The following is a 16425-nucleotide window of genomic DNA, read 5'->3' as shown; positions in this document are numbered from 1 at the left end:
GACAACCATGACTTGGCACGCCCAGATGATCGCCGCCGACGAAGACTTCGCCGGAGCCCCGCTGCTGCGCGGGGAGTTCACGCTCGAGGAGGGTCACGGCGCCGTGACCCGCGCCACCCTGGCCATCACCGCCCACGGCGTGCTGGAGGCGTGGCTCAACGGTCGCGCGGTCTCCGACGACCTCCTCACCCCCGGTTGGAGCAGCTACGAGTGGCGGCTGCGCTACGCGACCTACGACGTCACCGACCTGGTGCACGCGGCATCCTCCGAGAGCAGCGCCGTGCTCGGAATCGCGCTCGGCAAGGGCTGGTTCGGCGGCCGCCTGGGCTGGTCGGGCAAGGGCTCCTGGTACGGCGACACCCTCGGGGCCTTCGCGCAGCTGGAGGTGGAGTTCGCCGACGGCAGCACCCAGTTCGTGGTCACCGACGACAGCTGGGCGAGCGGCCCGAGCGCTGTGCTCGAGAACGATCTGTACGACGGCGAGACCATCGACGCCCGCCTGCGCGACGACGCCTGGAAGATGCCCGGGTTCTCGGGCGAAGGCTGGACCGGCACCCATGCAGTCGATTTCGACACGGCCCAGCTCGAGCCGTACATCGGCCCGTCGGTGAAGCGCTGGGCGAGTCTCCCCGTGCAGGAGATCAGCACCTCCCCCTCGGGCAAGACGCTGGTGGACTTCGGGCAGAACCTGGTCGGCTGGATCAAGGTGCGCGTGCAGGGCCCCGCCGGCACGGAGGTGACCATCCGGCACGCCGAGGTGCTCGAGCACGGCGAGCTGGGGGTGCGTCCGCTGCGCTCGGCGAAGGCCACCGACCGCTACATCCTCAGCGGTGGAGCCGACGAGTTCGAGCCCACGTTCACCTTCCACGGCTTCCGCTATGCGGAGATCGAGGGCTGGCCGGGCGAGCTGCAGGCGGATGACCTGACGGCCATCGCGGTCGGCTCGGAGCTGACGCGCATCGGCGAGTTCAGCAGCTCCGACCCGCTGCTCAACCAGTTCCACGAGAACGTGGTGTGGGGGATGCGCGGCAACTTCCTCGACGTACCCACCGACTGCCCGCAGCGCGACGAGCGGCTCGGCTGGACCGGCGACATCGCGGCGTTCGCGCCGACGGCCGCGTTCCTGTACGACGTGGACGCCTTCCTGTCCGACTGGCTGGTCGACCTCGACCTCGAGCAGCAGCACCACGACGGGATCGTCGGCTTCGTCATCCCGGACGTGCTCAAGTTCCACGACCGCGACCGCTCGTCGGAGTTCGGTGTTCCCGACTCGACGGCGATCTGGTCGGACGCTGCGGTGTGGGTGCCGTGGACGCTGTACCAGGCGTACGGCGATCGGGAGGTGCTGAAGCGGCAGTTCGGCTCGATGACCTCGCACGTGCGGCGGGTGAAATCGCTGCTGTCGCCGACCGGTGTCTGGGATGCGAACTTCCAGTTCGGCGACTGGCTCGACCCGGATGCGCCGCCGGAGAACCCGGCGGCCGCCAAGGCCGACAAGGGCGTCGTGGCGACCGCGTGCGCCTACCACTCGGCGCGGATCGTGGCCGATACCGCCGCACTGCTCGGCCGCGCCGACGAGGAGGCCGAGTTCCGTGCGATCGCGAACGACCTCCGGGAGGCCTTCAACCGGGAGTACGTGCGTGATGGCGTCGTCACGAGCGACTGCACCACGGTCTACGCCTTGGCCATCCAGTTCGGGCTGCTCGACCCGGCCGACGAGGAGGTCGCGGGCGATCGGCTCGCGGAGCTCGCGGCCGAAGCCGGCTACCGCATCTCGACGGGCTTCGCCGGCACGCCGTTCATCGCCGACGCGCTGACCAAGACCGGGCACACCGACGTCGCCTACCGGCTCCTGCTGGAGAAGGAGTGCCCGTCCTGGCTCTACCCGGTCACCATGGGCGCGACGACCGTGTGGGAGCGCTGGGACTCGATGCTGCCGGACGGCACCATCAACCCGGGCGAGATGACCTCCTTCAACCACTACGCGCTCGGCGCGGTCGCCGACTGGATGCACCGCGTCGTGGGCGGCCTCGCGCCACTGGAGCCGGGTTACGCGTCGGTGCTCGTCGCTCCGCAGCCGGGCGGCGGTCTCACGGAGGCGGCCACCTCGCTCGAGACCCCGCACGGCCGGGTGTCGGTGCGCTGGAGCCTCGATGGCGACCTGCTGACGGTCGACGCCGAGCTCCCCGACGGGGTCGGCGGCATCCTGCGGCTGCCCGGCCGCGAGGACCAGCAGTTGAGCGGCGGACCGGTCTCGGTCACCGCGGAGCTTCCCGCATCCGTCGGCGCGGCGCGCTGAGAGCGATGGGGAGGTGATCGGCATGCGGCGCGGACGTCTCTGCTCGACTCCGCGCCGCATGCGCGGTGGAGGAGGGCACCGTGCTATCCTTTGAATCGATTCAGCTTGAATCGATTCAGTACGACGAAGGAGTTGACGTGGAACGGGTCTGCTTCACGATGCGGCTCAAGCCGGAGCGCGTGGACGAGTACCTGATCGCTCACGAGACGGTCTGGCCGGACATGCTCGACGCGCTGCGCGACACCGGCTGGCGCGGCTACTCCCTCTTCATCGACCGCGAGGCCGCGCTGGTCGTCGGCTACCTCGAGACCGACGACTTCGAGGGCGCCGTCGCCGCGATGAACGAGCGCGACGTCAACGCACGCTGGCAGGAGACCATGGCCGGCTTCTTCGCCGAGGAGGCCGCTCCCGACTCCACCATGAGGCGCCTCGACGAGTACTTCCATCTCCCCTGAGTCCGCCCGCCGCCCGGCACACCACGACTTCCAAGACACCCACGAAAGGGAGAACATGACCCTCACCGACGACATCCGTTCGCAGCTCGCGCTGCAGGCGATCGAGCTGCCCTCGTGGGCGTTCGGCAACTCGGGCACGCGGTTCCGCGTCTTCGGCACGCCGGGCACGGCCCGCGACCCGTTCGAGAAGATCTCGGACGCCGCGCAGGTGCACAAGCACACCGGGCTCGCGCCGACGGTCGCTCTGCACATCCCGTGGGACAAGGTGGACTCGTACGCCGACCTGCGCAAGCACGCCGAGGACAACGGGGTCGAGCTGGGCACGGTCAACTCGAACACGTTCCAGGACGACGACTACAAGTTCGGGTCGGTGACCCACTGGGACGACCGGATCCGGCAGAAGGCGATCGATCACCACTTCGAGTGCATCGACATCATGAACGAGACCGGGTCGCGCGACCTGAAGATCTGGCTCGCCGACGGCACGAACTACCCGGGCCAGGACTCGCTGCGGGCGCGGCAGGATCGGCTGGCCGACAGCCTCCAGAAGATCTACGAGCGGATCGGCGAGGGTCAGCGGCTGGTGCTCGAGTACAAGTTCTTCGAACCGGCGTTCTATCACACGGATGTGCCGGACTGGGGGACCAGCTACGTGCAGACCGCCGCTCTCGGCGACCGTGCGGTGGTGTGCCTGGACACCGGCCATCACGCACCGGGCACGAACATCGAGTTCATCGTCATGCAGCTGCTGCGGCTGGGGAAGCTCGGCTCGTTCGACTTCAACAGCCGGTTCTACGCCGACGACGACCTGATCGTGGGCGCGGCCGACCCGTTCCAGCTGTTCCGGATCGTGTTCGAGGTGATCCAGGGCGGGGGCTACGCCAACCCGGACGTGGCGTTCATGCTCGACCAGTGCCACAACCTGGAGGCGAAGATCCCGGGGCAGATCCGCTCGGTGCTCAACGTGCAGGAGGCCACCGCCAAGGCGCTGCTGGTCGACACGGAGGCGCTGGCTGCCGCGCAGGCCGCCGGCGACGTACTCGCGGCCAACGCGGTGTTCATGGACGCGTTCAACACGGATGTCCGCGCCGACCTGGCCGCCTGGCGCGAGTCGCGCGGCCTGCCCGCCGATCCGATGGCCGCGTACAAGGCCTCCGGCTACCAGCAGAAGATCGAGACCGAGCGCGTCGGCGGCACCCAGGCCGGCTGGGGCGCCTGAGCGCCCGCACCATCCCCAGACCTCCACGCAGAAGGAACCACGCAGAATGACGAACGAGACCATCGCGGCCCTCCTGGCCCGCTCGAACCGCCTCGGCGCCGACCCGAAGAACACGAACTATGCCGGGGGCAACACGTCCGCCAAGGGCGTGGAGACCGACCCGGTGACCGGCGAGCCGGTGGAGCTGCTGTGGGTGAAGGGCTCCGGTGGCGATCTCGGCACGCTGACCGAGCAGGGTCTGGCGGTGCTGCGGCTGGACCGGCTCCGCGCCCTGCGGAACGTCTACCCGGGTGTGGAGCGCGAGGACGAGATGGTCGCGGCGTTCGACTACACACTGCACGGAAAGGGCGGCGCCGCGCCGTCGATCGACACGGCCATGCACGGGCTGGTGGATGCGGCGCACGTCGACCACCTGCACCCGGACTCGGGCATCGCGATCGCGACCGCGGCCGACGGTGAGGCGCTGACCGAGAAGGTGTTCGGCGGTCGTGTGGTGTGGGTGCCGTGGCGGCGTCCCGGCTTCCAGCTGGGCCTCGACATCGCCGCGATCAAGCAGGCGAACCCGGATGCGATCGGCACCGTGCTGGGTGGGCACGGCATCACCGCGTGGGGCGACACCAGTGAGGAGGCGGAGGCCAACTCGCTGTGGATCATCCAGACCGCCGCCGACTACATCCAGGCCAACGGGAGGCCCGAGCCGTTCGGTCCGCGCATCGCGGCGAACGAGCCGTTGGCCCCCGCCGAGCGCCGGGCGAAGGCCGCCGCGCTTGCCCCGACGATCCGCGGGCTGGCGTCGACGGACAAGCCGCAGGTCGGCTCCTTCACCGACGACGACGTGGTGCTCGACTTCCTCGCGTCGGCCGAACACTCCCGGCTGGGTGGCCTCGGCACCTCCTGCCCCGACCACTTCCTGCGCACCAAGGTCAAGCCGCTGATCCTCGACCTCCCGGCCGACGCCTCCATCCAGGACTCGATCGCCCGGCTGGCGGAGCTGCACGAGCAGTACCGCGCCGAGTACACCGCCTATTACGAGCGGTACGCGACGCCCGAGTCACCCGCCATGCGCGGCGCGGACCCGGCGATCGTGCTCATCCCGGGCGTCGGGATGTTCTCCTACGGCAAGGACAAGCAGACCGCCCGGGTCGCCGGCGAGTTCTACATCAACGCGATCAACGTGATGCGTGGCGCCGAGGCGCTCTCGCACTACGCCCCGATCGACGAGGCCGAGAAGTTCAACATCGAGTACTGGTCGCTGGAGGAGGCCAAGCTGCGGCGGCTGCCCAAGCCGAAGTCGCACGCCGGCCGGATCGCGCTCGTCACCGGCGCGGCCTCCGGCATCGGCAAGGCCATCGCGACGCGGCTGGCGGCCGAGGGCGCGTGCGTCGTCATCGCCGACCTCGACCTTCAGAAGGCGCAGGCCGCCGCGGCGGAGCTCGGTGGCACGGACGTCGCGATCGGCGTGGCGGCGAACGTCACCAGCGAGTCCGACATCCAGGCGGCCATCCAGGAGGCGCTGCTGCAGTTCGGCGGCCTCGACCTGATCGTCAACAACGCCGGCCTGTCCATCTCCAAGCCGCTGCTGGAGACCACCGAGGCCGACTGGGACCTCCAGCACGACGTCATGGCCAAGGGGTCGTTCCTGGTGTCCAAGGCGGCGGCGAAGGTCCTCATCGAGCAGGGCCTCGGCGGCGACATCGTCTACATCTCCTCCAAGAACTCGGTGTTCGCCGGACCGAACAACATCGCCTACTCGGCGACCAAGGCCGACCAGGCCCACCAGGTGCGGCTGCTGGCGGCCGAGCTCGGCGACTACGGGGTGAAGGTCAACGGCATCAACCCCGACGGCGTCGTGCGCGGCTCCGGCATCTTCGCCGGTGGCTGGGGCGCCAAACGCGCCGCCGTCTACGGTGTGCCGGAGGAAGAGCTGGGCGCGTACTACGCACAGCGCACGCTGCTCAAACGCGAGGTCCTCCCGGAGAACGTCGCCAACGCGGTCGCCGTGCTCACCTCCAGCGACCTCGACCACACCACCGGACTCCACATCCCCGTCGACGCGGGCGTCGCGGCGGCCTTCCTGCGATGAGCACCGGCCCTGCGGTGAGCGCCGGGCGCACGGGAGCGGTCGCGGCCGTCGACCTGGGCGCGACCAGCGGGCGCGTCATGCACGCGCGCGTCGGCGCGAACACGCTCGAGCTCACCGAGGCGGCACGCTTCCCGAACACGCCCGTGCGGTTGTGGGAAGGCGACCGCCCGGCGCTCCACTGGGACGTGACCGGCCTCTTCTCGCGTGTCGTGGAGGGGCTGGGTGCAGTCGCGCGGTCGGAGCCGGGGCTCGCGAGCGTGGGCGTCGATGCCTGGGCCGTCGACTACGGGCTGCTGCGCGCGGGCCGGCTGCTCGGCGAGCCGTACCACTATCGCGACGAGCGCACCGCCGAGGGCGTCTCGCTGGTGCACGCGCGCGTGCCGGCGGAGCAGCTGTACCGCGAGGGCGGCCTCCAATTCCTCCCGTTCAACTCGCTCTACCAGCTGGTGCACGACCAGGAGACCGGGGTGTCGGAGGCCGCAGACGGCTTCCTGCTCGTGCCCGACCTCATCACCTACTGGCTGAGCGGACAGCCGATCGCCGAACGCACCAACGCCTCGACGACCGGGCTGCTCAGCGCGGACGGGTCGTGGAACGATGCGCTCATCGAACGACTGGGCCTGCGTCGGTCGCTGTTCCCGCAGCTCGTCGACGCAGGTGCGACCGTCGGAGCGCTGCTGCCGTCGCTCGACCTCCCGTTCGCCGGAGCCGGCCCCGCCGTCACCGCGGTCGGATCGCACGACACCGCGTCCGCGGTCGTCGCCGTGCCCATGGACGCGACCCGGGCCGCCTACATCTCGTGCGGCACCTGGGGACTGGTGGGCGTCGAGCTGTCGCAGCGGGTCGTCAGCGACGAGGGCCGCGCGGCCAACTTCACGAACGAGGGGGGCGTGGACGGCCGCGTCCGCTACCTCCACAACGTGATGGGGTTGTGGCTGCTGAGCGAGTCGATCCGCGAGTGGCAGCGGCGCGGCCTCCCCGTGAGCCTGGAGACCCTGCTGGCGGAGGCGGCCGAGCTGCCGCGGCCTTCGGAGCTGTTCGACGCCGACGATCCGCGGTTCCTCGCGCCGGGCGACCTCCCATCGCGCATCGCCGACTGGTTCGCCGAGCGCGGGCTGCGCGCTCCCGCGAGCCCGGCCGGGACGGTGCGCGTGATCATCGAGAGCCTGGCCGAGGCGTTCGCCGGCTCCGTGCGAACCGCGTCCGAGCTTTCCGGCGTGCCGGTGGACACGGTGCACATCGTCGGTGGGGGAGCGCGCAACGCCCTGCTCTGCCAGGCGACGGCCGACCGCAGTGGGCTCCCGGTGCTGGCCGGTCCCGTGGAGGCGACGGCGCTCGGCAACGCGCTGGTCCAGGCGCGGGCGGCCGGCTTCATCTCCGGCGACCTGGAGACCCTGCGGGCGCTGATCGCTCGCCACTACGCGCCGGTGCGATACGAGCCCGCACGGGTGGGAGTGCGCTGATGGAGCACCACGAGCGGGCGATCGAGCGCTACGTCGACCAGGTCTCGGCCGATCCGGAGGTGCTGGCGGTGATCGTGAGCGGCTCGGTGGCGCGCGGCGCGGAGCGGTCGGACTCGGACGTCGACCTCTACCTGGTGGTCGGCGAGCGGCGCTGGGACGAAGCCTACGCAGCGCGCCGCCTGATGTACACGAGTACCGAGGGCATCGGGTACGACGAGGGCTACTTCGACATCAAGCTCGCGACGCTCCCCTACCTCGACGACGCCGCCGAGCGCGGCGACGACCCGGTGCGCGACTCCTTCGCATCGGCGCGCGTGGTGTTCAGCCGGGTGCCCGACCTGGAGGCGCGGCTCGCGCGAGTCGTGGAGCTGCCGGCGTCGGACTGGTCGGACCGGGTCGCCGGGTTCGTCGCGCAGTGTCGCCTGCACGGCGGGTACTTCCTGCAGCAGGCCTACGAGCACGACGACCCGCTGCTGCTCGCCCACGCGTCCGTGCACCTGGCGACCTCCGCCGCGCGGGCGCTGCTCGCCCACAACCGGGTGTTCTTCCCGGGACCGAAGTACCTGCGGGAGCGCGTCGCAGGGCTGCCGTCGGCGACTCCAGGGTTCGGCGGACTGCTGGACGCGGTGATCGCTGAGCCGTCGCCGGTGACCGCCTCCGCGCTGCTGGCCGTCGTGGAGGCTGCGGTCGGCGACGCGCTGCCCCACGAGGAGACGCTGTCACGCTTCGTGCTCGACAACGAGCTCGCCTGGCGCTACCGCACCGCCCCTCCCGAATACTCGTGAGGGCGCTGCCTGTGCGCCGCCCGGTGGTGCGAGCGTTCCCGCGCCCACGAGCGGGGACGCAACACGCCGCTGCGCGCGTGCGGAGACGGCATGTTGCGCCCCCGCTGAGCACGCCGCGCGATCAGCTTGCGCGCGTCGCGGTCGCCTCGACCTCCTCGAGCTCTTCGCGGGCCTCCTCGCGCGGGCTCAGCTCCACGCGCGGTCGCAGCCCGGAGAAGCGCACCCGCATCCCGCGGTATCTCACCAGGTAGAAGACGCCGACGAGCGCCGCGGCGAAGCCGCTCGCGGCGCCGACGCCCATCGCCCACCGCGGCCCGAACGTGTCGGCGACCCAGCCGACGATCGGTGCGCCGATCGGGGTGCCGCCCATGAAGATCGCCATGTAGATGGCCATCACCCGGCCGCGCAGCAGCGGGTCCGTCGTCATCTGCACCGTGCCGTTCGCCGTGGTCATCAGGGTCTGCGACGAGACTCCGATGAGGATGAGCGCGACGGCGAACAGCCAATAGGTCGGCATCACCGCGGCGATCGCGCAGCCCGCGCCGAAGAACGCCGCTCCGGCGAACAGCAGCGAGATCCGCGGCCGTTCGCGTCGCGCCGAGAGCAGTGCGCCCACGACCGATCCGATCGCCATGATCGACGACAGGAGGCCGTACTCGCCGGCTCCCTGGTGGAAGACGGTCACCGACATCGTCGAGATGAAGATCGGGAAGTTGAGACCGAAGGTCCCGATGAGGAACACCATGACCAGGATGACCAGGATGTCCGGACGCCGTCGCACGTAGCGGAAGCCGTCGACCAGGCCGCCGCGGCTGCGCTTGGCGCGCTCGGCGCGGTACAGCTTCTCTGTGCGGAGCATCATGAGCGACAGCAGAACGGCGCCGAAGGTCGCCGCGTTGATGAGGAACACCCAGCCGGCGCCGACGGCGGCGGTGAGGAGGCCGGCGACCGCGGGGCCGAGCAGGCGGGCGGCGTTGAACGATGCCGAGTTGAGCGCCACGGCGTTCGAGAGGTTCGGGCCGGCGACCAGCTCGGAGACGAAGGTCTGCCGGGCGGGCGCGTCGAACGCGGCGACCACGCCGAGCAGCAGCGCGAACACGTAGACGTGCCAGAGCTGCACGGCCCCGGTGACGGTGAGGATGCCGAGACCCAGCCCGAGCAGGCCCATGAGCCCCTGCGTCATCATCAGCAGGCGGCGGCGGTCGAGGTGGTCGGCGGCCCAGCCCGTCACCGGCAGGAGCAGCAGCTGCGGCGCGAACTGGAGCGCCATGACGAAGCCGACGGCGGCAGCGTTGTTGTGCGTGAGCTGGGTCAGGACGATCCAGTCCTGCGCCGTGCGCTGCATCCATGTGCCGACGTTGGAGACCAACGCCCCGGCCGCCCAGATGCGGTAGTTGACGCCGGCGAGCGACCGGAACATCGCGCTCACGAGTCGGCGAGCTCTCGGAGGATCGTGGCGGCCTCGGCGAGCGTCTCGCGCTGTTCGGGTGTCAGGGTGCGCAGCCGCTGGTGCAGCCACGCGTCGCGCCGTCGCCGGGTCTCTGCGACCAATCGGAGACCGGCCTCGGTGGGGACGACGACGACCTTGCGCCCGTCGACGGCATCGGCGGTGCGCTGCACGTAGCCGGCCTCCTCGAGGTGGTTGACCGTGCGGTTCATGGAGGGCGGGGTGACGCGCTCGTGCTCGCTCAGCCTCCCGATCGTGCCGGACCCCTCGCGGACGAGGAAGGCGAGCGTGGAGGTCTGGGTGTCGCTCAGCTCGTCGTCCTCCTTTTCGGCGCGGAGCCGCCGCGAGAGGCGTGCGACGGCGACACGCAGTGCGCTGCTGAGGTCGTGTGTCGAGAGCCGTCCCATAGATAGTTAGCCTAACAAATTAGGCTGGCTAAACAAAGATGCGTTCGCCCGCAGCGTGCCAGAATGAGCCCGTGCAGCGAGAGTTCAGCGCCGACGACGGCCTCCGCATCTTCTTCGACGTCTACGACGCCGAGCGCCCGCGGGCGGCGGTTCAGCTCGCACACGGCGTGGGCGAGCACGCCGGCCGTTACCGCGCGCTGGCCGAGCACCTGATCGCCGCGGGATACCGCGTGTACGCCGACGACCACCGCGGCCACGGGCGCACCGGGCTCGAACAGTGGCACGGCGACGCGTCGAAGCTCGGCAGGCTCGGCCCCGGCGGCCTGCGTGCGGCGCTCCGGGACCTCCGCGCCTTCACCCGCCTCATCCGCGACGAGAACCCCGACCTGCCCCTCGTGTTCGTCGGTCACAGCTGGGGGTCGCTGATGGGCCAGATGACCCTCAACCGCCATTCGGCCGACTACGACGCCGCGGTGCTCTCCGGCACCGCCTACCGGATGGTCGGCTCGATGAACAGCGGCGACCTCAACAAGCGGCACGCGCACCTCGGCACCACGGGCGCCGAGTGGCTGAGCCGCGATCCGGCGGTCGCCCAGGCGTTCATCGACGATCCGCTCTGCACGCTGGTGCCGTTGCAGAAGCTGTTCGGGATGGCCGACGCCGCCCGCCTGCTCGGCCGGCCGGCCCGGCACCTCGAGCGCGACCTCCCGCTGCTCATCCAGGTCGGCGACGACGACCCGCTGGGCGGCGAGGCCTCGGCCCGCAAGCTCGAGCGCTCGTACCGCACGCGTTCGGGGCTCAGCGACGTGACCACGATCGTCTACCCGGGCGCCCGTCACGAGATCTTCAACGAGACGAATCGCGAGGAGGTCTTCGCCGACCTCACCGCCTGGCTCGACCCCCGCATCCCCGCCCGCTGATCCATCACTCCCGGACTTCTGCACGCGACGCGCCGGGCTGCAGCGTGTATGAGTCCGGAAGCGATGGGTGCTCGGCGGCGGATTTAGGCTGGGGGCATGCATGGTGAGTACAAGGTGCCCGGTGGCAAGCTCGTCGTCGTCGATCTGGAGGTCGTGGACGGCCTGATCTCCGGGTTCCGGCTCGCGGGCGACTTCTTCCTCGAGCCCGACACGGCGCTCGAGGCCATCGACGCCGCGGTCAACGGCCTCCCCGCCGAGAGCGACTCCAAGGCGATCGCCGCCGCGGTCAAGCAGGCCCTCCCGGAGGGCGCCCTGCTGCTCGGCTTCTCGCCGGAGGCCGTCGCGGTGGCCGTCCGCCGCGCTCTCGCCCGCGCCACCAGCTGGCGCGACTACGACTGGCAGATCGTGCACGCGAAGGCCGTCTCGCCGCAGCTCCACCTGGCGCTCGACGAGGTGCTGACCACGGAGGTGGGGGAGGGCCGGCGCGGGCCGACCCTGCGCATCTGGGAGTGGGACGAGCCGGCGGTGGTGATCGGGAGCTTCCAGTCGGTGAAGAACGAGGTCGACCCGGTGAACGCCGAGAAGTACGGCGTGCAGGTGGTCCGCCGCATCACGGGAGGCGGTGCGATGTTCATGGAGGCGGGCTCCGTCGTCACGTACTCCATCTACGCTCCCGCCGACCTGGTGCAGGGGATGAGCTTCGCCGACAGCTACGCCTTCCTCGACGAATGGGCCATCATCGCGCTCAAGTCGCTCGGGATCGACGCGAGCTACGTTCCGCTCAACGACATCACCAGCCCGAAGGGCAAGATCGGCGGCGCCGCCCAGAAGCGGCTGGGCTCGGGCGCCGTGCTGCACCATGTCACCATGAGCTACGACATGGACGGCCAGAGGATGACCGAAGTGCTTCGCATCGGCCGCGAGAAGATCAGCGACAAGGGCATCACCAGCGCCGCCAAGCGGGTGGATCCGCTGCGCAGCCAGACCGGCCTGACCCGGGCCGAGATCATCGAGCAGCTCAAGCTGACGTTCCGCAACCTGTACGGAGCCACAGAAGGCGACCTCACCGACGCCGAGTACGCCGAGGCCGAGCGGCTGGTGGCCGAGAAGTTCGCGACGGACGCCTGGCTCTACCGCGTGCCGTGACGCCGGTCCGCCCGGCGAGCGGCCCGCGCAGCCTTTGTCCTTCCTGTGCGTCCACCGGGCCTCCGCGGCCGCTCCGGTACCCTTGACGGGTGAACTGGTGGGTCGTGATCGTCGTGGGCATGCTCGTCGCGGTGATCGTGACGGGCGTGAAACTGGGCTGGATCGACCTCTCCAACAAGGCGAACCGGGGCTCCGGAACCGTGAGCGGCGCCATCGGCGGCTCCTTCGACGAGATCTTCGCGCCGACCCGCCACGAGGCTCAGCAGGAGCTGGACCGCCAGTCGTTCCTCCCCGCGCCGGCCCCGCTCCCGGGCGACGGCGGCCCGGGCGTCTGGGAGGCCGGCAAGATCACGATCGACCTCGGCTCGGCCGGCCGTGGGCAGCGCTCCGAAGGCCGTACGCCGTCCGAGGAGGGTCGCGCCACGACGCGCACGTCCGACTCCCACCGCGGCTGACGCCGACGGGCCGCGTCACCGCGGGCCGGGTGCGGTCAGCGGCGCTGCAACGCCTGGTACTCGGGGTGGTCCTGCAGCCACCGCCGCACGTAGGGGCAGGTCGCGACGACCCGCAGCGACGTGCGGTCGCGCACGTCGTCGAGCGCCGTCTGCACCAGCTCGGACGCCATTCCGCGCTCCCGTTTCTCGGGGTCGACCTCCGTGTGCACGAAGACGATCGCGTCGTCGCGGAGCTCGTATTCGGCGACCCCGATCACCTCGCCGTCCTTCACCAGGGCGTAGCGGGACTGGTCGGGCTGCTTCTCGACGGTCAGCGTCATGCCGTCAGGCTACCCTCTGCCCGCGCCGGCACCGCCCATGCGCGAGAATGGACGTATGTCCGAGCCCGCTCCCGCTGCGCCTCCCGCCGCGCTGTGGCGGCCGGACGGACCCAGCACGGTTGTCCACGCCGACAACCTGGACGTCGTGACCGGCCTTCCGTCCGGAGCCTTCCAGCTCATCTACCTCGACCCGCCCTTCAACACCGGACGCGCGCAGGCGCGCCGGCGCACCACGGCCGTCCGAACGGAAGCCGGCGCCGGTAGCGTGATCGGGTTCCAGGGACGCAGCTACGAGCGCATCAAGGGCGACCTCCTGAGCTACGACGACCGGTTCGAGGACTACTGGGGGTTTCTGGAGCCGCGACTGATCGAGGCGTGGCGGCTCCTCACCGACAGTGGGACGCTGTACCTCCACCTCGACTACCGCGAGTCGCACTATGCGAAGGTGCTGCTCGACGCGCTCTTCGGCCGGGAGGCGTTCCTGAACGAGATCGTGTGGGCGTACGACTACGGCGCCAAGGCCAAGAACCGGTGGCCGGCCAAGCACGACACGATCCTGGTGTACGTGAAGAATCCGGGCGGCTACTACTTCGACTCCGCGGCGGTCGACCGCGAGCCGTACATGGCGCCGGGACTCGTCACGCCCGAGAAGGCCGAGCTCGGCAAACTGCCCACGGACGTCTGGTGGCACACCATCGTGTCGCCGACCGGCCGTGAGAAGACCGGCTATCCCACCCAGAAGCCGGAGGGCGTCCTGCGCCGCATCGTGCAGGCCTCCAGCCGAGAGGACGACTGGGTGCTCGACTTCTTCGCCGGCAGCGGCACGACCGGCGCCGTGGCGGCGGGGCTCGGCCGCAGGTTCCTGCTGGTGGACAGCAGCGCGGACGCGATCGCCGTGATGCGTGCGCGGTTCGCCGACGACGTGCGGTTCGAGGGGCCGCCGAGGGGCGCGTAAACGCCCTCAAAACCCCCGAATGAGGGCGTCTACGCGCCCTTCGACGGGACTTCGCGCTCGACGTGTGCTTTGAGCGCTCGCATCGTGCGGGCGCTCTCGGTGGAGGCCATCCGCACGAAGACGGGTTCGACCATGCGGTAGATGCCGTGCGTGGTCAGCTCGCCGACGCGGGTGACCGTGGTGCGGTCTCCGGAGTTCGCGACCCGGTAGACGATCAGCGCATCGACGCGCCCGGACCGTTTGGCCTGGTGGAACCGGAGCTCGCGGTCCCGCCGCTCCTCGAGCAGCTCGCCGCGCATCCTCCCGATCATCGTCGAGTCCTCGTAGGTCGGTGGCGACGCGTCCGCCGGATGTGCCGGTGTGCGGGTGCCGCGGTAGACCATCGAGTGCCTGAGCCACGCGGCGTAGCCGTCGACGGAGCGCAAGGCAACGAACACGTCGTGCGCGGGCGCGTCGATGTCGATCACGTTGGTGAAACTCCTCATGCTGCTCGTCCTACCGTGCGCGCGGCCGGCGCACCACCCGATTGCATGCGGAACCCCCTCGGACTTTCCAGGAGTTCCCGGGAACGGTGTGGGAGGGTTGATGACTATGCGACCCGCCGCACTCCGAGCCCTCCCGTTCCTCTGGGGTGCCCTGGGAGCGACTGCTCTGTTCGTCGGGGTCTACCTGTTCTTCGTGCGCAGCTACGTCGGCCAGGTGATCGACGAGCGGTCGTTCGCCGGCGCCAACGCGTGGAAGGGCGACCTGATCGAATTCGCCCACTCGTTCCTCAACGCCCTGCCCGTGGCCGCGGTCGTCATCGGGGCGATCATGGCACTCGTCATCGTGATCGTGCGACGCAACTGGCTCGTGTTCGCCATCGCCGCAGGGGCGGCGATCGCCGCCAACGTGAGCACCCAGGTGCTCAAGTACTCGGTGCTGTCCCGCCCCGCCAAGGGTGTGGACACGGGCCTCGCGAACTCTCTCCCGTCCGGCCACACGGCCGTGGCGGCCTCCGCCGCACTGCTGGTCTTCCTGGTGACGGCGCCGCGATACCGTCCGCTCGCCGCAGTGCTCGGCTCGATCTTCACGATCGCCGCGGGCGCTTCGACGCTGGTGGAGCAGTGGCACCGGCCGAGCGACGTCATCGCGGGCATGCTCGTGGTGGCGTTCTGGGCGTGCATCGCCGGGCTGCTGCTCGCCGGCCTCGGGCTGCGGCCCGCCGACCCGCCCGTGCGGTCGAAGCTGTGGGCGCTGGTGTGGATCGCAGGCGCCTGCGGCATCGCCGCCGCCGTCGCCCTGGTGGTCACCTACGACTCGACGCAGAACGGCACCGAGCACCTCTTCATCGCCTACGCGGGAGGCGTCTCCGCGATCGCGACGACCGGCTTCGCGCTCGCCGTGGTGGGCAACCGGATGTACCGCCGCCTCGGCTGACGGGCATCCGTTCCGCTGGAGACCGGCTCAGGAGCTCTGGCGCACGACCAGCTCGGTGGGCAGCAGGGTCACCCGGTCGACGGGTTCGCCGGCGAGCCTGCGCACGAGCACGCGGGCCATCGTCTCGCCGAGACCGATCGACGGCTGGTGCACCGTCGTGAGGGGCGGGGTCGCCGTGAGCCCGAAGTTGTCGTCGTCGAAGCCGACGACCGCGATGTCGCCCGGGATGTCGAGGCCGGCCTCGTGGATCGCCGAGTATGCGCCGGCGGCCATCTGGTCGTTCGCGGCGAACAGGCCGTCGATCGGCCGGCCGGTCGCGAGCAGTCTCCGCATGGCCTCCAAGCCGGAGTACGGGGAGAAGTCGCCGTACTCGACGAGCGACGTGTCGAGCCCGTGCGCCCGGAGGGCGTCCCGCCAGCCCGTGAAGCGGTCGAGGCCGGCGGGCATGTCCTGCGGGCCGGTGATGAGGGCGATGTTCCTGCGCCCCCGAGCGATCAGGTGCTCGGCGGCTCCGGCCGAGCCGGCCACGTTGTCGACGTCCACGAAATACGATTCGTGCTGCGACTCGCTCACCGGGCGGCCGCCGAAGACGATCGGGAGGGTCGAGCCGAGCTGTGCGTACGAGTGGTCGCCCGAGTGGTGCGAGACCACCAGGGCGCCGTCGACATTGCCGCCCATCAGGTAGCGCCGGGTCTTGTCGGGGTTGGTCTCCGACGAGATCACCATGTTGAGCGTGTACTCGGTGTCGGCGAGGCTCAGGGCGACGCCCTGCACGATGGAGGCGAAGAACGGGTCGGCGAACACCTTCGCGGTCGACTCGGGCACCACCAGCGCGATCACCTGGGTGCGCCGGGAGGCCAGCGAACGCGCGGCGCGATTCGGCACGTAGTTGAGATCCGCGATCGCGCGCGTGACCGCCTCCACCACCTCCGGCGTCACCTTGGGGGAGCCGTTGACGACACGGGAGACCGTGGCCCGCGAGACGCCGGCGCGCGCGGCGACCGCCTCGAGGGTGGGGACGGCGCGGCCGTCCACCCGTTCCGTGGTCATAG

Annotated in this window: 16 protein-coding genes; 11 read left to right on the top strand and 5 right to left on the bottom strand. The window is 70.5% G+C overall.

The genetic code is table 11. From position 1 onward, the window contains the following. The first annotated feature begins 7 nt into the window (after positions 1-7). The 6 genes from Q0Q23_RS08600 (at position 8) to Q0Q23_RS08575 (ending at position 8304) form a co-directional block, all read left to right on the top strand. A complete protein-coding gene (locus Q0Q23_RS08600; RefSeq protein WP_295122053.1) occupies positions 8-2299 on the top strand; it encodes an alpha-L-rhamnosidase in 2292 nt (763 codons plus the stop codon). Positions 2300-2436: 137 nt separating this feature from the next. Then, entirely contained in the window at positions 2437-2754 is a 318-nt protein-coding gene (locus tag Q0Q23_RS08595; protein WP_295122051.1) for an L-rhamnose mutarotase, read from the top strand. 55 nt (positions 2755-2809) lie between these two features. After that, positions 2810-3973 carry an L-rhamnose isomerase gene (gene rhaI / locus Q0Q23_RS08590; protein ID WP_295122049.1) on the top strand — a complete coding sequence of 388 codons (1164 nt, stop codon included), beginning with the start codon at positions 2810-2812 and terminating at the stop codon, positions 3971-3973. A 46-nt stretch (positions 3974-4019) separates the two neighbouring features. Next, on the top strand, positions 4020-6056 hold the full coding sequence (locus Q0Q23_RS08585) for a bifunctional aldolase/short-chain dehydrogenase (RefSeq protein ID WP_295122047.1): 2037 nt from the start codon (positions 4020-4022) through the stop codon (positions 6054-6056). Continuing rightward, entirely contained in the window at positions 6053-7519 is a 1467-nt protein-coding gene (locus tag Q0Q23_RS08580; RefSeq protein ID WP_295122045.1) for a rhamnulokinase family protein, read from the top strand. The genes Q0Q23_RS08585 and Q0Q23_RS08580 overlap by 4 nt, the downstream gene beginning before the upstream one ends. Further along, on the top strand, positions 7519-8304 hold the full coding sequence (locus Q0Q23_RS08575; RefSeq protein ID WP_295122043.1) for a nucleotidyltransferase domain-containing protein: 786 nt from the start codon (positions 7519-7521) through the stop codon (positions 8302-8304). Before Q0Q23_RS08580 ends, Q0Q23_RS08575 begins: the two co-directional genes overlap by 1 nt. Positions 8305-8425: 121 nt before the next feature. Here Q0Q23_RS08575 and Q0Q23_RS08570 read toward each other — a convergent pair whose 3' ends face one another. Both Q0Q23_RS08570 and Q0Q23_RS08565 read right to left on the bottom strand, forming a co-directional pair. After that, positions 8426-9724, bottom strand: a complete 1299-nt coding sequence (locus Q0Q23_RS08570) for an MFS transporter (protein ID WP_295122131.1) — start codon at positions 9722-9724, stop codon at positions 8426-8428. Positions 9725-9729: 5 nt separating this feature from the next. Beyond that, positions 9730-10158 (bottom strand): MarR family winged helix-turn-helix transcriptional regulator, encoded by a 429-nt coding sequence (locus tag Q0Q23_RS08565; RefSeq protein ID WP_295122042.1) that lies wholly within the window; start codon positions 10156-10158, stop codon positions 9730-9732. A gap of 71 nt (positions 10159-10229) precedes the next feature. On the opposite strand from Q0Q23_RS08565, the gene Q0Q23_RS08560 reads away from it, so the two are divergent. The 3 genes from Q0Q23_RS08560 to Q0Q23_RS08550 all read left to right on the top strand — a co-directional run bounded on the left by Q0Q23_RS08560 (position 10230) and on the right by Q0Q23_RS08550 (position 12679). After that, the gene (locus tag Q0Q23_RS08560; protein ID WP_295122041.1) at positions 10230-11078 is read left to right on the top strand and encodes an alpha/beta fold hydrolase; all 849 of its coding nucleotides are present in this window, start codon (positions 10230-10232) and stop codon (positions 11076-11078) included. A gap of 96 nt (positions 11079-11174) precedes the next feature. Continuing rightward, positions 11175-12224 (top strand): biotin/lipoate A/B protein ligase family protein, encoded by a 1050-nt coding sequence (locus Q0Q23_RS08555; RefSeq protein WP_295122040.1) that lies wholly within the window; start codon positions 11175-11177, stop codon positions 12222-12224. An 89-nt stretch (positions 12225-12313) separates the two neighbouring features. After that, positions 12314-12679 (top strand): hypothetical protein, encoded by a 366-nt coding sequence (locus tag Q0Q23_RS08550; RefSeq protein WP_295122038.1) that lies wholly within the window; start codon positions 12314-12316, stop codon positions 12677-12679. Positions 12680-12714: 35 nt separating this feature from the next. On the opposite strand, the gene Q0Q23_RS08545 is transcribed toward Q0Q23_RS08550, so the two are convergent. Then, on the bottom strand, positions 12715-12999 hold the full coding sequence (locus Q0Q23_RS08545; protein ID WP_295122036.1) for a GNAT family N-acetyltransferase: 285 nt from the start codon (positions 12997-12999) through the stop codon (positions 12715-12717). A gap of 55 nt (positions 13000-13054) precedes the next feature. Between Q0Q23_RS08545 and Q0Q23_RS08540 the strand changes: the two genes are divergently transcribed. After that, a complete protein-coding gene (locus Q0Q23_RS08540; RefSeq protein ID WP_295122033.1) occupies positions 13055-13954 on the top strand; it encodes a site-specific DNA-methyltransferase in 900 nt (299 codons plus the stop codon). Between the two features lie 29 nt (positions 13955-13983). Here the strand turns inward: Q0Q23_RS08540 and Q0Q23_RS08535 are convergent, their stop codons facing one another. Continuing rightward, a complete protein-coding gene (locus Q0Q23_RS08535; protein ID WP_295122031.1) occupies positions 13984-14439 on the bottom strand; it encodes an SRPBCC family protein in 456 nt (151 codons plus the stop codon). Between the two features lie 100 nt (positions 14440-14539). Here Q0Q23_RS08535 and Q0Q23_RS08530 point away from each other — a divergent pair, with 100 nt between their 5' ends. Beyond that, positions 14540-15373, top strand: coding sequence for a phosphatase PAP2 family protein (locus Q0Q23_RS08530; protein ID WP_295122029.1), 834 nt, complete (start codon positions 14540-14542; stop codon positions 15371-15373). 27 nt (positions 15374-15400) lie between these two features. Here the strand turns inward: Q0Q23_RS08530 and Q0Q23_RS08525 are convergent, their stop codons facing one another. Continuing rightward, positions 15401-16423 carry a LacI family DNA-binding transcriptional regulator gene (locus Q0Q23_RS08525; RefSeq protein ID WP_295122027.1) on the bottom strand — a complete coding sequence of 341 codons (1023 nt, stop codon included), beginning with the start codon at positions 16421-16423 and terminating at the stop codon, positions 15401-15403. Between the last annotated feature and the right edge of the window lie 2 nt (positions 16424-16425).

Origin of the sequence: uncultured Leifsonia sp. (genome assembly GCF_945957465.1) — a bacterium.
Taxonomy (GTDB): domain Bacteria; phylum Actinomycetota; class Actinomycetes; order Actinomycetales; family Microbacteriaceae; genus Leifsonia.
Note: the sequence above shows the minus strand (reverse complement) of the source record. Positions and strands in the feature narration are given on the sequence as shown.

What these genes read in the sequence shown, in the direction of transcription:
- Q0Q23_RS08555 (WP_295122040.1), top strand. Translation starts at nt 11,175, where the DNA reads ATGCATGGTGAGTACAAGGTGCCCGGTGGCAAGCTCGTCGTCGTCGAT.
- Q0Q23_RS08530 (WP_295122029.1), top strand. Translation starts at nt 14,540, where the DNA reads ATGACTATGCGACCCGCCGCACTCCGAGCCCTCCCGTTCCTCTGGGGT.
- Q0Q23_RS08570 (WP_295122131.1), bottom strand. Translation starts at nt 9,724, where the DNA reads ATGTTCCGGTCGCTCGCCGGCGTCAACTACCGCATCTGGGCGGCCGGG.
- Q0Q23_RS08575 (WP_295122043.1), top strand. Translation starts at nt 7,519, where the DNA reads ATGGAGCACCACGAGCGGGCGATCGAGCGCTACGTCGACCAGGTCTCG.
- Q0Q23_RS08535 (WP_295122031.1), bottom strand. Translation starts at nt 14,439, where the DNA reads ATGAGGAGTTTCACCAACGTGATCGACATCGACGCGCCCGCGCACGAC.
- Q0Q23_RS08565 (WP_295122042.1), bottom strand. Translation starts at nt 10,158, where the DNA reads ATGGGACGGCTCTCGACACACGACCTCAGCAGCGCACTGCGTGTCGCC.
- Q0Q23_RS08580 (WP_295122045.1), top strand. Translation starts at nt 6,053, where the DNA reads ATGAGCACCGGCCCTGCGGTGAGCGCCGGGCGCACGGGAGCGGTCGCG.
- rhaI (WP_295122049.1), top strand. Translation starts at nt 2,810, where the DNA reads ATGACCCTCACCGACGACATCCGTTCGCAGCTCGCGCTGCAGGCGATC.
- Q0Q23_RS08585 (WP_295122047.1), top strand. Translation starts at nt 4,020, where the DNA reads ATGACGAACGAGACCATCGCGGCCCTCCTGGCCCGCTCGAACCGCCTC.
- Q0Q23_RS08545 (WP_295122036.1), bottom strand. Translation starts at nt 12,999, where the DNA reads ATGACGCTGACCGTCGAGAAGCAGCCCGACCAGTCCCGCTACGCCCTG.
- Q0Q23_RS08600 (WP_295122053.1), top strand. Translation starts at nt 8, where the DNA reads ATGACTTGGCACGCCCAGATGATCGCCGCCGACGAAGACTTCGCCGGA.
- Q0Q23_RS08540 (WP_295122033.1), top strand. Translation starts at nt 13,055, where the DNA reads ATGTCCGAGCCCGCTCCCGCTGCGCCTCCCGCCGCGCTGTGGCGGCCG.
- Q0Q23_RS08525 (WP_295122027.1), bottom strand. Translation starts at nt 16,423, where the DNA reads ATGACCACGGAACGGGTGGACGGCCGCGCCGTCCCCACCCTCGAGGCG.